Origin of the sequence: Paraburkholderia sp. BCC1885, from assembly GCF_900996235.1 — a bacterium.
Classification (GTDB): Bacteria; Pseudomonadota; Gammaproteobacteria; order Burkholderiales; family Burkholderiaceae; genus Paraburkholderia.
In genome coordinates, this window is record NZ_CAAJGM010000111.1 from 410374 (window position 1) to 427207 (window position 16834).

Annotated in this window: 14 protein-coding genes; 4 read left to right on the forward strand and 10 right to left on the reverse strand. The window is 62.2% G+C overall.

Annotated features, from left to right (window positions below; all coding sequences use genetic code 11):
* Positions 1-2: 2 nt before the first annotated feature.
* Both FQ755_RS10845 and FQ755_RS10850 read left to right on the forward strand, forming a co-directional pair.
* Positions 3-2366, forward strand: a complete 2364-nt coding sequence (locus FQ755_RS10845; RefSeq protein ID WP_144153914.1) for a condensation domain-containing protein — start codon at positions 3-5, stop codon at positions 2364-2366.
* Between the two features lie 55 nt (positions 2367-2421).
* Positions 2422-3510, forward strand: coding sequence for an SGNH/GDSL hydrolase family protein (locus FQ755_RS10850; RefSeq protein ID WP_260858485.1), 1089 nt, complete (start codon positions 2422-2424; stop codon positions 3508-3510).
* A gap of 31 nt (positions 3511-3541) precedes the next feature.
* Here the strand turns inward: FQ755_RS10850 and FQ755_RS10855 are convergent, their stop codons facing one another.
* From FQ755_RS10855 to FQ755_RS10865, 3 genes are all read right to left on the reverse strand, one after another.
* Positions 3542-4618 (reverse strand): glycosyltransferase, encoded by a 1077-nt coding sequence (locus FQ755_RS10855; RefSeq protein ID WP_144153918.1) that lies wholly within the window; start codon positions 4616-4618, stop codon positions 3542-3544.
* Positions 4619-4759: 141 nt separating this feature from the next.
* Entirely contained in the window at positions 4760-5797 is a 1038-nt protein-coding gene (locus FQ755_RS10860) for a glycosyltransferase family 4 protein (protein ID WP_260858486.1), read from the reverse strand.
* 111 nt (positions 5798-5908) lie between these two features.
* A complete protein-coding gene (locus FQ755_RS10865; RefSeq protein WP_260858541.1) occupies positions 5909-6574 on the reverse strand; it encodes a glycosyltransferase family 2 protein in 666 nt (221 codons plus the stop codon).
* Between FQ755_RS10865 and FQ755_RS38080 the strand changes: the two genes are divergently transcribed.
* Positions 6512-6793 carry a hypothetical protein gene (locus FQ755_RS38080; protein WP_260858549.1) on the forward strand — a complete coding sequence of 94 codons (282 nt, stop codon included), beginning with the start codon at positions 6512-6514 and terminating at the stop codon, positions 6791-6793. The genes FQ755_RS10865 and FQ755_RS38080 overlap by 63 nt on opposite strands.
* Positions 6794-7058: 265 nt before the next feature.
* Here FQ755_RS38080 and FQ755_RS10870 read toward each other — a convergent pair whose 3' ends face one another.
* From FQ755_RS10870 to FQ755_RS10900, 7 genes are all read right to left on the reverse strand, one after another.
* On the reverse strand, positions 7059-7892 hold the full coding sequence (locus FQ755_RS10870) for a glycoside hydrolase family 16 protein (protein ID WP_260858487.1): 834 nt from the start codon (positions 7890-7892) through the stop codon (positions 7059-7061).
* Entirely contained in the window at positions 7877-8968 is a 1092-nt protein-coding gene (locus FQ755_RS10875; protein ID WP_144153922.1) for a glycosyltransferase family 4 protein, read from the reverse strand. The genes FQ755_RS10870 and FQ755_RS10875 overlap by 16 nt, the downstream gene beginning before the upstream one ends.
* A 277-nt stretch (positions 8969-9245) precedes the next feature.
* Positions 9246-10415 carry an acyltransferase family protein gene (locus FQ755_RS10880; protein WP_186308483.1) on the reverse strand — a complete coding sequence of 390 codons (1170 nt, stop codon included), beginning with the start codon at positions 10413-10415 and terminating at the stop codon, positions 9246-9248.
* Positions 10416-10476: 61 nt separating this feature from the next.
* Positions 10477-11775, reverse strand: a complete 1299-nt coding sequence (locus FQ755_RS10885) for an oligosaccharide flippase family protein (protein WP_144153926.1) — start codon at positions 11773-11775, stop codon at positions 10477-10479.
* On the reverse strand, positions 11768-13180 hold the full coding sequence (locus tag FQ755_RS10890; protein WP_260858488.1) for a hypothetical protein: 1413 nt from the start codon (positions 13178-13180) through the stop codon (positions 11768-11770). The genes FQ755_RS10885 and FQ755_RS10890 overlap by 8 nt, the downstream gene beginning before the upstream one ends.
* 63 nt (positions 13181-13243) lie before the next feature.
* Positions 13244-14461 (reverse strand): glycosyltransferase family 4 protein, encoded by a 1218-nt coding sequence (locus FQ755_RS10895; protein WP_144153928.1) that lies wholly within the window; start codon positions 14459-14461, stop codon positions 13244-13246.
* Positions 14449-15552: a glycosyltransferase family 4 protein gene (locus tag FQ755_RS10900; protein ID WP_144153930.1), complete on the reverse strand. Its 1104-nt coding sequence runs from the start codon at positions 15550-15552 to the stop codon at positions 14449-14451. The genes FQ755_RS10895 and FQ755_RS10900 overlap by 13 nt, the downstream gene beginning before the upstream one ends.
* Before the next feature lie 400 nt (positions 15553-15952).
* Here FQ755_RS10900 and FQ755_RS10905 point away from each other — a divergent pair, with 400 nt between their 5' ends.
* The gene (locus tag FQ755_RS10905) at positions 15953-16834 is read left to right on the forward strand and encodes a cupin-like domain-containing protein (RefSeq protein WP_144153932.1); all 882 of its coding nucleotides are present in this window, start codon (positions 15953-15955) and stop codon (positions 16832-16834) included.

The following is a 16834-nucleotide window of genomic DNA, read 5'->3' on the forward strand; positions in this document are numbered from 1 at the left end:
CGATGAACGCAATAGCCTTGAAGATCGCCCCTGCTCACGAGATCGAGACCCGCTACGCCCTGTTTCCGGCGACGGCCTGTCAGGTCCGTTGCTGGGATGAACAGCGGGCGTCGCCGAAGGCCTCTGCCCTCAACATCGCCTTCCGGCTGCAATTGTCGGGACCGCTTCATGCCGTGAGTATCGAGCGGGTGCTGTGCGAACTGGTCGCGCGGCACGAGATATTGCGTACCGGCTTCCTGATGACGGGAGCGGGACTGCGCCAGCAGGTCTGGAGCGACGCGCCCTTTCGGCTCGACGTGGTCGATCTCGGCGGTCTCGAAGAAAAGGCCGCCCTTGCCGAAGCCGAGCGGGTGGGCGGACTTCAGGCTCGCACGCCTTTCGCGCTGTCGTCACCTTCATTTTTCCGGGCGGTGTGGCTGCCGAGGTCGGCCACTCAAGGCGAATTGCAGCTGACCTTCCATTCGCTGGTGATGGACGGCTGGTCCTTCGGGATCCTCGTGCGTGAACTCGTGGAAGGACTGGCGGCGCTACATGCCGGCGATGATTTCGCCTTCCCCGAGGCCGAGCTGCACCATGGCGACTACGCGCTGTGGAAGGAAGAGTTCCTCGCCAGCGGCGCGCTCGATCCCGCTCGCGCCCATTGGCGCCGTGAGCTCGCGGACTTCAGCCGCTTCGACGTTCCGGGCGATCGTCCGCGGCCGCCGCAGCGGCGTTTCCACGGCGCGATTCGCTCCATGCTGTTGCCCGGGGCGCTGAGCGAGCGTCTGATTGCCGCCGCCAAGGCCCAGGGCGTGACCCTGTTCAGCGTGGCAGCCGCGGGCCTCGCGCTGGCGCTGCGCGCGGCGGCTGGAACGGCCGGCCAGAGCAAGGTGATCCTTGGCACGCAGATGTCGGTGCGCGATCAGCAGGAACTCGAAGGCGTGGTCGGACCGCTCATCAACACGGTGATCCTGCGCCTCGATGTGCCCGACGGCAGCAACATGGCCGCCGTCACCGCGCAATGCGGCGCCAAGCTGAGCGACGCCATCGAGCATCTGCACCTGCCGTTCGAAGAGATGATGCAGATGGCAGGCGAATCGTCCGACATGGATCGGCCGCCGCTCTGCTCGGTCAACTTCGCGCTGCAACAGAGCTTTGTCGGCATGGGCGACGAGGTTCGCCGCGCGGATTTCGCCGCGACGACTTCGCCCTCGTTCAATGCAGGCGCGCTCTACGACCTCAACTTCTTCATGGTGCGGCGCCCGGATGGCTGGCGCATTTCCTGCGAAGGCGACACGGATCTCTATGACATCGAGACGATCGACCGGCATCTGGCCAACTGGCGCGACATGCTGGAGACCGTCGAGATCGATGCGAAACCGCCGCTGACATCCGAACCCACGCCCGGGCGCGAGGCGGCCCACGTCGCAGCAGTCGCCGCAGCCGTGGCAGGTGTCGGCGTGAGCGGTTTCATGAGCCAGGCCGAACTGGCGGCGAGAGCGCGCAATATCGTGCGCTTCAACGAGGACGCGCGAGGCAAGCCCATCATCGTGCTCAACAATACGGCCGTGTTCTATGAACTGGCCCGGCAGATCGGCGCCGAGCGGCCCATTATCGACATTCCGATGGTACCGGACGGCCCGCCGCGCGAATTCCCGCAGCGGGCTTTCCAGGACATTGCTGCGGACGCCGTGCGGCTGATCAGGCTGGCGCGGCCCCGCGGCCCGTATATCCTGATGGGACACTGTGTGCTGGGTTCGCTGGCGCTTGAGGCCGCCCATCAGCTGCGGCGCGAAGGTGAAACGGTGGAGCTCGTCGTCCTCAACGATTCCTGGTGCCCGGGTTATCGCGAATCGATGCCTTGGTACGATCAGCAGTTGCGCCAGATGCAGGTGCGCGCGGACAACATTCCGCGCGATTTCCGCAAGGCCATGCGCGGCGAGCTATCCATGGTCACCTTCCTGAAACAGTATCGGCTGGTCCGCTGGCTCGGCATTGCGGACCTCGCGCACAAGCTCGGCCTGATCAAGGGAAATGCTTCGGAACACATCGTTTCCGAGAATCGCTGGTACATCGACTATGCGCTGGCTCAGCAGGCGCGCTACCGGCCTGCGTCCTATGACGGCGACGTGCAGATCTTTCGCAGTGCTCAGGTGCTCAACGGGCGTCTGTTCGCGCGAGAACTGGGATGGCGTCCGGTGGTGACGGGCAAGCTGGTCGTCACCGACGTTCCCGGCCTGCACGACCAGATCTTCCGCGCGGCCGGCGCCGCCGTCATCGCGAAACAACTGCGTGAGCGCCTCGTCGGCGGCGAGGCTGCCGACGCACCCGCCCGTCCCGGCGAGCACGCGAGCCCGGCTACGTTCGTGAGCCATGCCGAAGCCTAGGCGCACCAGGGCCCGGTCCCTTCTCCGTACCGTGCTGCTGGTCGCGGCTTGCGGCATGTTGACGGTGGCCGGGCTGGTGTTTGGCCGGCTTGCCGTGCCCTACCTGAACCGTCGCCCGCCGGCCGCCGTCGAGACCGGCTCGGCCGTGCTCTCCGGCAGGTTGCGGTTCGCCGTGCTCGGAGATTCCGACAGCCAGTCCTACCATGACACGCAGTCGTCGAATGAACCGGGCATGCGAGGCGGCAACCGGCGCGCTACCACCTGGCAGTGGACCGAGATTCTGGCGCGGCTGCGCGGCAACCAGATCGATCTCGGCGAGTGGGGAACCTGGGGGACCGGAAAGTTTCGCGCCTACTTCGACGAGGCGGCCGGCCTTCCTGTGCGAACGCCTCCCAAAGACGACTACCGCTACAATTTTGCCGTCAGCGGCGCCACTTGCGGCCAGTTGATGCAGCATCCGCTGCGCGAGGCGATCCGTCTCGTCAGCCTGATGGACACCGAGCCCGAAGCCTGGAGAGGCGGCGTCGTGCTGATCCGGATCGGCGTCAACGATATTGGGGCGGATGGTGTGCTCGACGAGATGTCGCGCGATCCGCATGCGGCGCGGCCTGCTGCCCTGATCAACGCCTGTCTCGGCGAAATCGGCGCGGCGGTCGCCCTGATTCGCAACAGGCATCCGGACACCCATATCGTGCTGGTGGGCGTGCCCAACGACGCGAACTGGTCGGGCAATTTCGACAATTGGCGATCCGCGAAAGCCATGGCCAATCTCGACGCGGGCCTCGATCTTTTCGACAATGGCTTGCGCAAGCTGGCCGCGACGGATCGCCGGGTTGCCTTTCTCGACGATCGCGCCTGGTTCAGGAGCGTGTGGGGCACGCGCGATGAGCAGGGGCGTCCGCTCTACAGAACGGTGCATCTGTCGCCCGGCTGGGCCATCACCAACACGTCCGGCGACGATCCGCACAACGCCGTTCTTTCCGACGGCCATGCCGGGGTCGTCTGGAATATGCTTTGGACGCAGCACCTCGTCATCGCCCTGAACGCCGCGTTCGGACTGAAGCTCAAACCGATCACCGATGCCGAGGCTATCGGCTTTCTGCAACCGAGTTTTGCCGCCAGCGCGCAGCCGGTTCTGCAATGAACGAGCCGCGCGTGCGACGCCATGCCGTGCTTCAGGCAATTCTCTCGACCAGCGCTCTCCAACTGGCAAAGATCGGCTCGCGAGCAAAATTCAGCAAATGTGCGCGGGCCTGGGAAATTCTGCGGAACCGTTCGTTGTCCTGCATTTCCGCTAGCTTGCGCATACCGGCGGCGATCGACTCCCGATCCAGTGGATCGGCGTCGAGCATGGCCTCGCCGCCGACCTCGGTCAAGATGCTGGAACGGGACACAAGGCATGGCAGATCATGCTCGATGGCCTCGATAACCGGCATTCCGAATCCTTCCAAAAGGCTCATCAACACAAAGCCGGACGCATGGCGGTACAGCCAGCGAAGCTCGTCATCGCCGGTATATCCCGGCATCACGACGCCCGGGGTTTGCCGCGCCAGCTGGATAGCGGTATCGGCGCCGGGTTCGCGGCCGCCGGCAATCGCATAGCGCCAGCCGCGCTGGGCGAGCCCGCTTGCCGCGAAGGCCTCGATACAGGCGGCCTGGTTCTTACGGTCGCCGATACTTCCCACCGTCAGGAGAAAAGGGGCATCAAGCCCCTCCACCGGACGCCCTTCTCCCTCCGTGATACCCAACCGGGTCGGAATGTAGATGACCTCCGATGAAGCAAACCCTTCGCCGTACAGCCGATGAAATTCCCGCTGGGACGTCTTGCTGACGAATACCATGTGCGGCTTGACGCGCCGGATCTCGTCATAAGCCTGCCTGTACATCTCGCCCACCCCCGCGGCAAAGTATTGGGGATGCGTAATCGGGCCGACGTCATGGCAGAGCACGATATCCCTCGCCTCCAGGCGATGACGCACGACGCTCAGCGGGTCCAGATGCAGGGTGGCACGGGGATGGCGGATTGCCGGCAACCATGTGACCAGCGGAGAGCCGCTTACCCTTGCGACGGTTTCCGTGTGGGTCAGGCGCCCCACGACGCGACGCATGAAATCGTTGTGCGGGTAGGCCTGAAATCGCCCGTAGCGGACCTTGGCGATTCTGCTGCCGAGCGATGAAATGATGTCTCTACCTAAAAACAGCTTGCCGGTACGATCGTTCAGCGCCAGTGAGAAATCGACATCGATAGACATTCGCTGCTCCAGATAGCCTCCTCGGTTTCCCTCTCGGCAAACCGCGTTTAACGTCAATACGATTGTGTACTTCCGGCGCGCTGCCCCATTCCGGCACGGCCGTGTCACGCGCAAGCTGTCTTACGCGAAATTGCAGGCGCTTCAGGTCAGGGCGTTCATGGCCTCGGAGAGGTTGCGCGCCGCCCGTTCCCACGTAAAGAGACTCGCCTGGCGACGCCCGTTGCCTATCAGGGTACGACGCGCCGCTTCGTCGTCGAGCGCCGTGTGGATCCTGGCACTCCACGCCTGTGGGCTGAAAGGGTCCGCATAGAGCGCGGCGTCGCCGCAAACCTCGGGCAGCGCACCCAGCGGAGCCGCCACCACCGGGCAGCCCAGCGCCATGGCTTCCAGTGGCGGCAAACCAAACCCTTCGGTCAACGATGGGAAGGCAAGCGCGCCGGCGTTGACCATCAAGCCCACGAGTTGCGAATCCGTAATCCGGCCGGTGAACCGCACATTAGGCGGCACGACATGGCCCAGATTTTCAAAATCAGCCTGGGTGGCGCCACCGAACAGCACAAGGACTTCGTCCTTGAGCTCTGGTCGGGCGAACGCCTGCAGCAGGACAGCAATATTCTTGTGCTTCTGGGTGTTTGCGAGCGCCAGCACATAGCGCGCCGGCCTGAGGTTCAGGCTCGCGAGCAGCGTCTCGTCAGGCCGTACCTGCAAGACATGGTCGCAACCATTATGGACTACTACGATCTTGTCGGCGCTCGCAACGCCATAACGCACCAGTTCTTTTTTGGAGAACTCCGATACCGTAAAGATTATCCTGTGTCGCCTGCCAATAAAAAAAAAGATGAATTTGTAGCGCAGCCTGAACGATAGCGAATAGGACTCCGGCGTCGAATACACCTGCGCGTCATGGATCATCGTCGCGGAGTTGCGATGGAACAGCGGGCCGAGATTGCACAGGTTGAGAATGAAGTCCTTTCTGCGGGCCAGCGGAAAATACAATTGCTCCCACGCCATCTTCGGAATCCTGCGGACCAGCGGATTCTCCTCGACACAGGTGATGTTGTGGTACGACGGCACCTTGACGTTATTCCTGATCACGATTGCATAGTCCGATTCATTACCGGACTGCTGGGTAATCAAGGCATCGGTGGCGGCGATGATCTGCTCGGCAACCCTGTGCACACCGGTTAGCGCCGCCCCGAAAAATTTGCCGTTGAATGCTATTGTCTTATACATACCGCAACACCTGTCCCGGCATCCCGCTGTTCCCGCCACACGCGGATCGCGGCGCGTTCATAACTTTTCAGCGCGTTCGGGCGTCAGCCTGCCGCGCACGAAATCCCAAAAGCCGATCAGATTGCCGCTCAAACGCCCACGGCGATCGACCCAAGGCTCCGGCGCGATGCTGCGCACAATATTGCTCGCGACGTTGCGCGCCACATGATCGAGCGCATCGCGCAAAGGCATGGTCTTCTTTCTGACCAGATAGAGCGGATTGATGACCTGCGAATAGCCGAGCTTGCGCCCGGACACCCTGCCCCGCTTGACGCCCAGGTGCACGCCGAGCGCGGTATTGATGCGCACGATGCGGCATCCGCGATTGCGGATCTGGCCGCCGAAATCACGATCCTCCTGCCAGCCGTAGAGAACGAGGCGCTCGTCGAAGCGAACCCCGGCAATGCTGCTGGCGCGAAACGCCATGTTGCAGCCGTAAGGGCCGCCGGTCGTCACGGCGACCAGCGTTTCCGGGAGATCGTTCACTCTTGCCAGGATGGCACATCCCTCTTCGTAGGAATAACCCGGCCCGTGAATGCCATCCGCGAGTACCGTTCCGGTAATGCCGGCAATGGAGGGATCGCTATTCATTGCCCTGAGAATTTCGGCGATCCAGGTTTTGTGCATGAGGAAATCGTCGTCGAGGAAAATCACGACGTCGAAGTCGGCCGGTACGTGGTCCAATGCCGTATTACGTTGCGCGGAACTGCCGGGCTTTCCCTTGATCAGGAGCAGGCCGGGCCGAGTCGTCAGGCTGCCCGCGTCCTCGTCCGATACGCACGAGATGATGATCAGGTGCGGCTTTACCGTCTGCAGATCGACGCATTCGACAACGTGCCTGAGCAGTTCGGCGCGGCCGCGCGTGGCGAAGATCACGCAAACTTTCGGTTCATTGCTAGGTGATAGCTGGCTCATTTTCCTGGACATGGTTATCCGCGTTGATACTCGAATCCGTCATTGACATCGTTGGCGATCAATCTCGTCGCATGCCGTAGCCGGGCGCGATCGTGTGCAGTCAGCCGTTGCGATATCACGAACATGTAAGACGCACGATATCGGCGCGGCAGAAACGGCACTGCTGTTTACCGCACGCAATTTCCGCGCTCGCGCGGCATGCGTGTTCGCACGCCCATGGTTTTCGCACGCCCTTGCGGACTTACGGGCCGGGCTAATCCCGGGCGCATGACGCCGGATGACCCGGCGCGTAGACCCTGACGTATTTCACTTTGAGCACCGATGGGTTCGGCGTGTCCGAAATCGGATAGCCGGATCCCAGCGCAAGATCGACCATCGGATAAAGCGGGAATTGATGCTCGGGAGGCGTCGGCCTCTCCCAGACCGCGACGCGATCCAGAAACCACGTCATCCTGGTTGGCTCGACCAGCACGCCGTAGGTGTGGTACGCACCGACGAGCGACCCATGTGGAACCTGAATGGGCGTGGTGGCGTGTTGCGACCGGTCCTGCTGCCCCTGCGGATACCAGACATGCAACGCGGACATGTAGTTCGTGTCGTCGTGCCCGTAATACTCGATCACGTCGACTTCAACGCCCGGCAATTTCTCGCTGACCGGTTTGAGGCTCGATAGCCAGAATGCCGGCCACGTACCCGGTCCGGGAGGCATCCGCATCTTCGCCTCGAAGTATCCATACTGGACACCCTCCCCCCGTCCGCTTTCGTCGGCTGCCGCCATCAGGCCGGACTTCCATTGTCCGGATGCGGAGCGGCTTGCCGTGATGTGCAATTCCCCGTCGACTACCGAGAAGGGGCCGCCCGGACCCGGGTCGCTGAACGAGGCATCGCCGAAATCGCCGTTCCACGGCGTGTGTGCCGTCCAGCGGCCGTTACCCAATGCCCGGGAGGCGATACTGAAATCGTGAAAATCCTCGGAAAACACCAGCCGATACCGGCAGATATCCAACGACTCCCCGCGCCCGAAGGCTGTGCCATGCATGACGGCCAGAACGACGAGCAACAGCGCGGCCCTCACGAGCCGCCCCACTGCAGGATCTCGTGACTCAACTCCACATGCTGCCGGATATAGGTTTGCGCGCCGATATCGCCCCGCTCCGACATACGGGCTTGAGCGCGCGAGGCCCGCTCAAGCGCCTGCGCCGGGTCGCGGGAGATTTCCTCGAAGGCGGCGCGCAGCGCTTCAGGGTCGCCGGCGGGTACATAGCGGATTTCGTCGGTAGAAAAATACGCCGAGACGCCGCCGATGTCCGTTGCCACAACCGGCACCCCGGACAGCACGGCCTCCTGAATCACGGTGATACCGCTTGCGTGAAGATTTTTCTTGAGGGGGACACAAACCAGCGTCGCATCGTCGAACGCCTTGCGTAACTCGTCATTGCTGCGCGCACGGACCACTTCAATATTTTCCCGGTTCTTGACGAGCCCCTTCGGGACCGAACCCGAAAGAATTTTCAGCCTGTAGTTCGGCATGCCGCTCACCGCGTCCACCAAGGTTTTCCAGTCGCGATGACGGTCGTTGCCAAGCGCGAGGATACTGACGACCTCGCCGCGCGGGCGCTCGAGCGGCGCCTGCTTCGTCTCCGCCGGAATGCCGAATTTCACCAACCTGATATTCGCGGCAGGAAACAGTGCTTTCGCACGCGCGTAATTTTCCGGGGAGTGAAACGTCAGTACGTCGACCCGCGCAACGAGCCATCGAAACAGGGCCTTTTTAGGCAAACTGAGCGCGTCCCAGCTATCGATCAGCCAGACAGATTGGCCAATTATCCTGACCCGTTTGCCGAGAAGCCGTCCCACCATCGCGACGGCAAGATATTGCGACTCGGTGTGGGTCCAGACGATATCCGAGTTCAGGATGGCGGTACGGTTACGCCAGGCGTGAACCACGTCGGCGCCCAGAATCGCCCGCCAGCCGAGACGGAACAGTTTCTGGAGCCTGTTTTCCCGGCCCGACTTCGAGAATGTCACGCGGCAGCCCATCTCCTGGGCGCGCCCATATCCATAGGGCGTCGGATCGTTGATACCGACCAGGTCGCCGGACTCCCGCTTTCTGCTCCATTCCACGGCGTCTTTGTCGACCGCGAGGTGGACATAGACATTCATCGCAGATTGCCGCGACTCGCGCCCGCTCTGTGAAAAAGAGGTCCGTGCGTTTTCCGCCGATTCGACGGAGGCTGTCTCAATCGGGCAATCCGCGACGGTCAGCTTATCCGAAATCATCAGGATTCCTTTGTATCACTCATTTACATGGCGGGATTGACCAGCCACACCGTGCAATCCATACGCCCCTGAGTGTTGCAGATGTTCGCCGTGACGAATGTTCGCCGTCGCTCATGCCGCAAGCGTTCGCGCGTTCGGGGGATGCGTACCGCCGTCCGGCTTATTTCAGCCTGGCGACGACCCGTTTTCCCAATGCCTGCCCGGGTAGTTCAACCCACCGGTATCCCGCCACGGAGAGAACCAGCGTTAGCAGGACACAGGTTGCGGAAAAGAGGCTCGACGGCACCAGCGCACTCGCGAGACCCATGGCAAGCGGATGCAGGAGATAGGTCGAGAAACTGATGCTGCCTAGCCATCCGGTGACGCGATTGGTGACGAGCGGCGACTGACGCACACGCGCAATGCCCGCGACCAGCATGAACAGAATGGGCGCCGCCAGCCATGGAAAAAGCGCTTCATTCATGGTTATGTTGGGATGGCGGTAGTAGCCAAAGGAGACGATGTTCGAAATCGCCATGGTGACGATAAAGACACCGGTATCGATGCAAAGCCGCCGTAGCCCCAGTTGACCATTTTGAGCATGGAATGCCCGGCAACCCAGGATCGCCACGTAGATCATGCCGATCCGGGCGAGTGGCAGGCGATGTCCCAGCAGAAGAGAAACGACCACCAGGGCCAGTTGCACCAGCGGCGCGATGACGACGAGCCTGTCATCGAAACGACGGCCGAACGTCAACAGCCCAAGTGCGAAGATGGCGTACCAGGCGAACTCGATGCTGAGCGTCCAGGTCACGCCCAGCAGCGGTGTCGCGCCCAGATAATCCTGGGCCAGCAGGAGATTGGCCAGCCAGTCATGCAAGGTGGCGGACTTCACCGCGGAGAAGTCGGCGAGATTCGTGCCGTAGCCGAGCAGCGCCATGAGTGCAAAGGCCACCAGCACCAGAGGATAAATGCGAAAAACGCGCCGGATGACGAAGGTCTTCAAATCAAACCGGCGCCCCGCCGCCATGGGAATGACGAAGCCGCTGACGACGAAGAACAGGACCACGCCGAACACCCCCGGCGACAACATGGCGACGGCCCATTGACCAAATTTTCCGGTCTTCTCGACCACATGCTGAAACAGCACGGCGCCGGCGGCAATAAAGCGCAATGTGTCGAGAAAGGCCACGCGCGCGGCCGCCGCCACGGGCCGGCTCGTCGCGTCCGCGCCGGCGCCGGTGCCCGCCTCCGCTGTGGCAGGGGGTGTCGGGAGCGGGAAGATGCCAGCCTCTTCCAGTCGCCCCGGAAAAGGTTCTGCGGAGGAAACCAGCGGCTGATCAGGCGACATGATGGACTCCCGAAACCGTAAATCAGGCGATGCCATATCGATCAACGAACCATGCGGGCCGTTATTCGAGCCATCGACCGAATCTCGTATGCAACGAGAATTCTTCGCCGATTCCAAGAATTTCCCGCACCAGCCCGGCCCGCCAGACGCCGATCATCAGCATGGCCAGCAATGAAACCTCGCCCAGCACCCGAGCCTCGGCCATTCCCATGGCGCCGAAATATTTGGCTAACGGTATGGCCGCCGCCACATTCACCAAGGCGCCGATGATCCCGCAACGCACCAGCACCCGCTCCAGTTTGCGTGGAATCAGGAAGTACACGCCCAATATCTGCGTACAGACACTGACCGGCAGAACCAGCACCATGAAGTTCAGGACGGGCACCGCGCGGCTGAATTCCGGCCCGAATACCAGCGGCACGATCCATCCGGAAAGCGATCTCGTGACGATCACGCCGACCACCGCGCCCAGAAAGAACACGACAAAAATCCGTCGGGCGATCAGATTGGCGCGGGCGTTGTTGCGACCGACCAGATACATGACCTTGGGCACCAGAATCTGGCCGGCGGGCCCCATCAGGCTCAATGCGGCGCCGATCAGCCGTTCCGGCACGCCGAAGGCGCTCACCTCGGACGGCGCTGCCAGCAGAGACAGCATGTAGGCCGATGCGCCGATCAGCAGCATCGAGGTTCCACCGTAGATGAAGATGGTGGTCGAGCGCTTGATCACATCGACCGCCTTGCGCAGATGCGAGATGACCCCGGAGAACTCTTTTCGAACAACCCAATAAGCCAGCAGCGACTGAACCAGGCTGGACAAAAACGTCAAGGGAAAAACCAGATCGATGTCTTGCGGCTTGCGAATAATGGTGAATATCAGGGCAGACGAAAGCAGGAATCCCAGCACTTCAATCAGCACACTCGTCTGGGCCCGTCCGGTAGCCGTGAAATACCAGCCCAGGTTGAAGGCTGCCAGCATGCCGCCGGCGACCACCAGAATGCCGGCGCCCGGCACGTGGGACAAGAGCTGCGACTTGGCCGCCGCCAGCGCCCCGATGATCAGGCCCGGAATGCACAGCAACAGCCTCGCTGTGAACTGCTCGCGAAAAATCGGATCGCGTTCGCTATCGTTTTCGGTGTGAACGATGTCTCTCGATCCGACGGTCGAAAATCCATAGCCCACGAACATCCAGATGGTGTTGCCGAGCGACATCCCCGCCAACACCACGCCATATCCGCCGGTACCGAGCACTCTTCCGTAATACGGCACCAGAATCAACGGGTAGAGATAGCGAAAAGCATAGGAAAGGTAAACCGCCAGCAGCTCGATCTTCGACAACGGCATCCGGATCTTATTCATGAGCGCCCCTGGCAAGCCACTCCTCACGTTTCGGCGCGCGCTTCGGTACGCGTACCGACAGCGCCCCCACGGCCGCTGCCGATAGATAGAACAACGAACCAAGTTCGAACACCCCGGCCGAAGCCGAAGCGCAGATCAGGGTCGAAATCATGTAATGCCGCGCCGCATAGGAGACAGCGCGCTCGTCGAATGGGTAATCGGCGGATACTGGCACCAGCACGGAGCGGGCAACGAACATCCCGAAGCAGACCACGCCCACCACGCCAAGATTGGCCAGCAACACGACGAGGAAGCTCGATGCGCGAATGCTGCCGAGGCCAACGCCGATTCCATAGGTATCGAAGAAATTGGTTATGCCCTGCGTATTCCAGCTCATCCGTTCAACGCCGGATGAACTGCCGGCCTTGCTCAGCACCACGCTGTCGAAAAACCCTGAAAGCACGTTCACCACTGCGGGCATAAAAAGAATGGCGTAGATCGTTGCCAATACCCCCATGCAAACGGAGATGGTCCACATGCGCCGCTTGCGCGCGACGGCCGAGCTTGAAATAAGGCCGGGCTTGCTGAACAGCAATACCGCCAGGTATCCTCCCAGCCCGACGAACGCGGTCCCCGACGTGCTCAGCAACAGCAGCACGCCCGCCGCCACCGCAAGCGCGCCAGCTAGCCGGGGACGATAGCCGACCAGCCAGAGGTTGAGGCAAAACACAAAGAGCGGCAGCGTGAAGGCTGCATACGCGGAAGTCTCGCTGAAGGTTCCGCTGATACGCACCAGGCCGTCCAGTTCGACACCGCTAAGCATGGAGAACTGCGCGGTCTTGAAGATCGACAGGACGTCGAGGCCGACCGCGTGCGAAGCGATATCGACCACCCCAGCGATGACGTCGAGCAAAGTGAGCAGAAAAAAAGCGCCCGCGAGCGTCCGGTATGAGCCGCGATATTTGAGGAACGCATACATGCAGCAGTACACCACCACATCACTGACGCAATAGACCGATTGCGACAAATTTCCGGAGACGGGTCCGAGCGGCTGCAACAGCAGCAGGCCGGAATCCGCGGCGCCCCCGCGATCGACCGGAAACACGAGGGTCGAACCGCTCAGCAGGCGCGGCAGCAGGATGGCCCCGGCCGCCCCCCATATGCAATTACACAATAGCCAGAAGCCCGGTTTGTCGAGCGCGAACGCCTCTCCGAGTTTTTTCCCGCCCGCGAGGTTAAAAGCCCGCAGCGCGAAAAAGCCGAGAAAGAGTTGTGCCGGCATGACGCCGACACTGCCCAGCGACAGCGCCAGCGCGCAGCCGAACAGCGAATACACCACGATTGCGTAAATCGCGGTGCGATGCGACGTGTAGAGCGCCACCAGTCCAGTGACGAACACCACGATCCCGAATATGGTCAGTCCCACTTTCGCAAACCCCCATCCATGCGCAGCACGTTCATACGCGCGCGATCTTGTTGTGGCGCCGCCTTAGGCGGATCGCCAGCGCCGAAGCACCGGCGGCGTATCGGCAAACTCTTTTCCTGCATCCATCGCCTGCTCCACCACATCCATGAACTCGCGCTTGAACCGCTCCGCCGTGAAGCGCAAGGCGTTGCGTCGGCAAACCTCCGAACGGAACGCCGGACGCTGCTCGAAACGCTCCACGGCGTCGACGATGGCCGCCACGCTTTGCTCGCCGAAAAAGAGGCCCGTGCCGCGTTCGGGATCCGCCGAGTCGACGACGATTTCCCGCACGCCTCCCCGGCCGAGGGCGATGACCGGCGTACCGCACGCCTGCGCTTCGACCACCGAAATGCCGAAGTCTTCTTCCGCGGCAAAGACGAACGCACGCGCCCGTTGCATGTAGTCCACCAGCACCGCGTCGGGCTGGTAGCCGAGCAGGGTCACGTTGGGCGTCGCGCATGCTTTGGCGCGCGCGAAATCCGGGCCATCGCCGATCACGATGAGACGCCGCGACGGCATCGCCGCAAAAGCCTCGACAATGAGCGGAATACGCTTATACGGCACCATGCGCGACGCAATCAGATAGAAGTCCTCATGTTGCTCACCGAGGGCAAAGCGCTCGACGTCGACCGGCGGATACACCACGGTGGCTTCGCTGCCGTAGGCCTTACGGATGCGCCTCGCCACGAAGGCCGAATTGGCGACGAAGGCATCCACACCGTTCGCGGTGCGCTGATCCCAGATCCGCATGTAATGCAGCATCAGGCGCGCAATCCAGCTTTTCATGCCGCGCTGCATGCCGGCTTCGGCCAGATACTGATGCTGCAGATCCCACGCGTAGCGAATCGGCGAATGCACGTAACTCACGTGGAGCTGATGCGGTCCGGTCAACACGCCCTTGGCCACGGCGTGACTCGACGAAATCACCAGATCGTAGGACGAAAGATCGAACTGCTCGATCGCGAGCGGCATCAACGGAAGATAGGCGCGAAACGATTTGCGGGCGCGCGGCAAGTGCTGGATAAAGGAGGTCCGGGCGCGTTTGCCGCCCAGCGCGCCGCGTTGCGCTTCCGGGAAGAAATCGACGACGCTGTAGAGATCGGCCTGGGGGAACAGTTGAAGAATCTGCTCCACCACCTTCTCCGATCCCGCATAGGCAACCAGCCAGTCATGCACGAGCGCCACGCGGCCAAAACCGCGCGTGTCGTGAACGACGGTCGAGGCGAGTGTTATGTTAGCCACGGCGAAATTTCCTCGATTAGTTTGACGGCCGTGGCGCGCCAGGTCAGTTTTTCGGTCAGCAGCCGGCCCCGCTCGCGCAGTTGCGCACGCAGCATGGCGTCCCCGGTGATTTGCTCGAGCAGGCGCGCCAATTCTGCGGGATCGTCGGGCGAGGTGTAGAGAACCGCGTCCCCGCAAGCCTCCTGCACAGGCGGCAGGCGCGAGGCAATCACAGGACAGCCGAGAGCAAGCGCCTCGACGGGCGGCAGCCCAAAACCCTCGTAACGCGACGGGTAGACGAAGCACGCGGCACGCCGGTACAGCGACGCCAGTTCGCTGTCGCTCACGTAGCCGAGATGCTTCACGAATTCGGGCAAGGCCTCCTGGCTGGCGCCGTACACCTTCGCGTCGCCGCCGCCCACCACCACGATGTCGAACTGCGCGTCCCGGATCAGGCGAGCCGCCTCGCCCACCAGCCCGAAGTTTTTATGCCGGTTGCTGCTTCCCACCGCCAGCACGAACGGACGGCCGCCGAGCGTCGGCGCGATTGCGCCTTCGTCCTGTGGCACGCGTAGCATGTGCTCGCCGCTCTCCGGCACGACGCCGATCTTGCCGGCGGGAATCTGATAGGCGTCGCTCAGCTCGCGCCGTGAGAACTCCGAAACGGTGATCACTCTCTTCGAGACCCGGCCAATGCGTGGCGCCATCAGGCGATACCAGGCCACAAAAGAACGGCTATAGCTTTCCGGCACGCGCGCAGGCGCCGCGTCGTGCAACACCGTCACCTGACGCCCGTATAAAAGCGGCCCGGAGTTGCAGAGATTGAGCAGCAATTGGCCGCGGGCCGCGTGCGGCAAGGCCAATTGCTCCCAGCGCAGACCGCCGCCCTTGCCGGCTGCCCGCAGCCCGACGTGCCGAAACTGATTCGGCATCGCGGCAAGCGCCTCAGGCACGATGATTTCGGCACGCAGTCCGGCGACCAGCGGATCATGCAACTCGATCATTTGATCGAGCGCACGGATGGTCTCGAACGCGAACCGATCGACACCCGTCGCGCGGCGGCCGAGAAAGCGGCCGTTGATTAGCAGATTGGGGGCATGCAGGGATTTCATCACCAGATTCCAGGGCGCCGCTCGTGGGGTGGTCGTCATCCGTGTGCCACGGTTCGCTCGGCACGCAACCAGATTCGAAAGTTCACAACATGCAAATTATCTGGTTCAGAGTGTGACCGATCCGCCCTGCCGAGGAATGTACGCCCTCGCTCATACGCTGCCAGTTCGCCCCGGCGCGCAAGGCCCGATAAGCGAACCGGCGGCGCTCACGGCCGGACCTTGCAGACGCCGATTGACGTGACATGAGCGACGGCGAACATTCGCGAGCGCAAACATGGTCCACATTCGTCGCCATGCAAGCTGCATGGCGTGAACTGTCGAAGCCGCGCACGCCGTTCAGCTTCAGTTAGCCTGACGCGTTGCTCTTCCTGCGGCTACTTCATGTCCACGGAGCAAGTCTATGTTGACCAGCCTCTCCCCTGTCCAGACCAAGGAATGGAGCACCGTCGATCCGCTGGCGGATTGCCGTCGCGAGCTTCACAAAAAGGCGTTCGCCGCGATTCATCCGCTTGCGGGCCATCCGCTGTTCACCATCGACGCGCTGGCGAAGGTGGCCGAGCACGCTTCGAGGCGCCCGGGCGACCTGTATGTCGACGCCGGCGACCTCAGTTTCGCCGACAAATGGGGCACCACGCCCAAGCCGAACATGACGATCCCCGAGATCATCGACCGCATCGAAACCGCCGGTGCCTGGCTGGTGCTGAAACATGTCGAGACGGACGCGGCCTATCGGGTGCTGCTCGACGAATTCAAGGCATTCCTGCTCGAGATTGCGGGACCCGAGGGCGCGAAGATCCTGAGAAACGCCGAGATGATCGTGCTCATCACCTCGCCGCGTCGCAAGTCGGCTTTTCATTTCGACGCCGAGGTTAATTTCCTCGCGCAAGTTCAGGGATCCAAGGACATCTGGGTGTGCGATCCAGCCGACCGCAGCATGACTACTGAAGAAGAAATCGAGAACTACTACTCGGTCTCGAATAGCGCGGGCACCTTCAAACCCGGCGCCGAGAAAGCGGCCCGCCACTTTACGCTGCGTCCCGGCGACGCCTTGCACATTCCGACTTACGGCGCGCACTGGGTGCAAAACCACGACAGCGTATCCATCTCGGTCAGCCTCAACATGGAATTCCCGCAGCACTATGGCGACATTTACCGCGCCAACTATCATCTGCGCCGCCTTGGGCTGAAACCTCGGCCACCCGGCAATTCGGAGCTTGTCGACCGCTCCAAGGCCGCGGCGATAAGCGGCATGCGGCGGGTACGGGCCCTGATCAGGCGATAA

Bases quoted from the DNA above. Each gene is read 5' to 3' on its own strand.
- FQ755_RS10905 (WP_144153932.1), top strand. From the start codon at position 15,953: ATGTTGACCAGCCTCTCCCCTGTCCAGACCAAGGAATGGAGCACCGTC.
- FQ755_RS10885 (WP_144153926.1), bottom strand. From the start codon at position 11,775: ATGAATAAGATCCGGATGCCGTTGTCGAAGATCGAGCTGCTGGCGGTT.
- FQ755_RS10880 (WP_186308483.1), bottom strand. From the start codon at position 10,415: ATGTCGCCTGATCAGCCGCTGGTTTCCTCCGCAGAACCTTTTCCGGGG.
- FQ755_RS10900 (WP_144153930.1), bottom strand. From the start codon at position 15,552: ATGAAATCCCTGCATGCCCCCAATCTGCTAATCAACGGCCGCTTTCTC.
- FQ755_RS10875 (WP_144153922.1), bottom strand. From the start codon at position 8,968: ATGAATGTCTATGTCCACCTCGCGGTCGACAAAGACGCCGTGGAATGG.
- FQ755_RS10845 (WP_144153914.1), top strand. From the start codon at position 3: ATGAACGCAATAGCCTTGAAGATCGCCCCTGCTCACGAGATCGAGACC.
- FQ755_RS10855 (WP_144153918.1), bottom strand. From the start codon at position 4,618: ATGTCTATCGATGTCGATTTCTCACTGGCGCTGAACGATCGTACCGGC.
- FQ755_RS10850 (WP_260858485.1), top strand. From the start codon at position 2,422: ATGTTGACGGTGGCCGGGCTGGTGTTTGGCCGGCTTGCCGTGCCCTAC.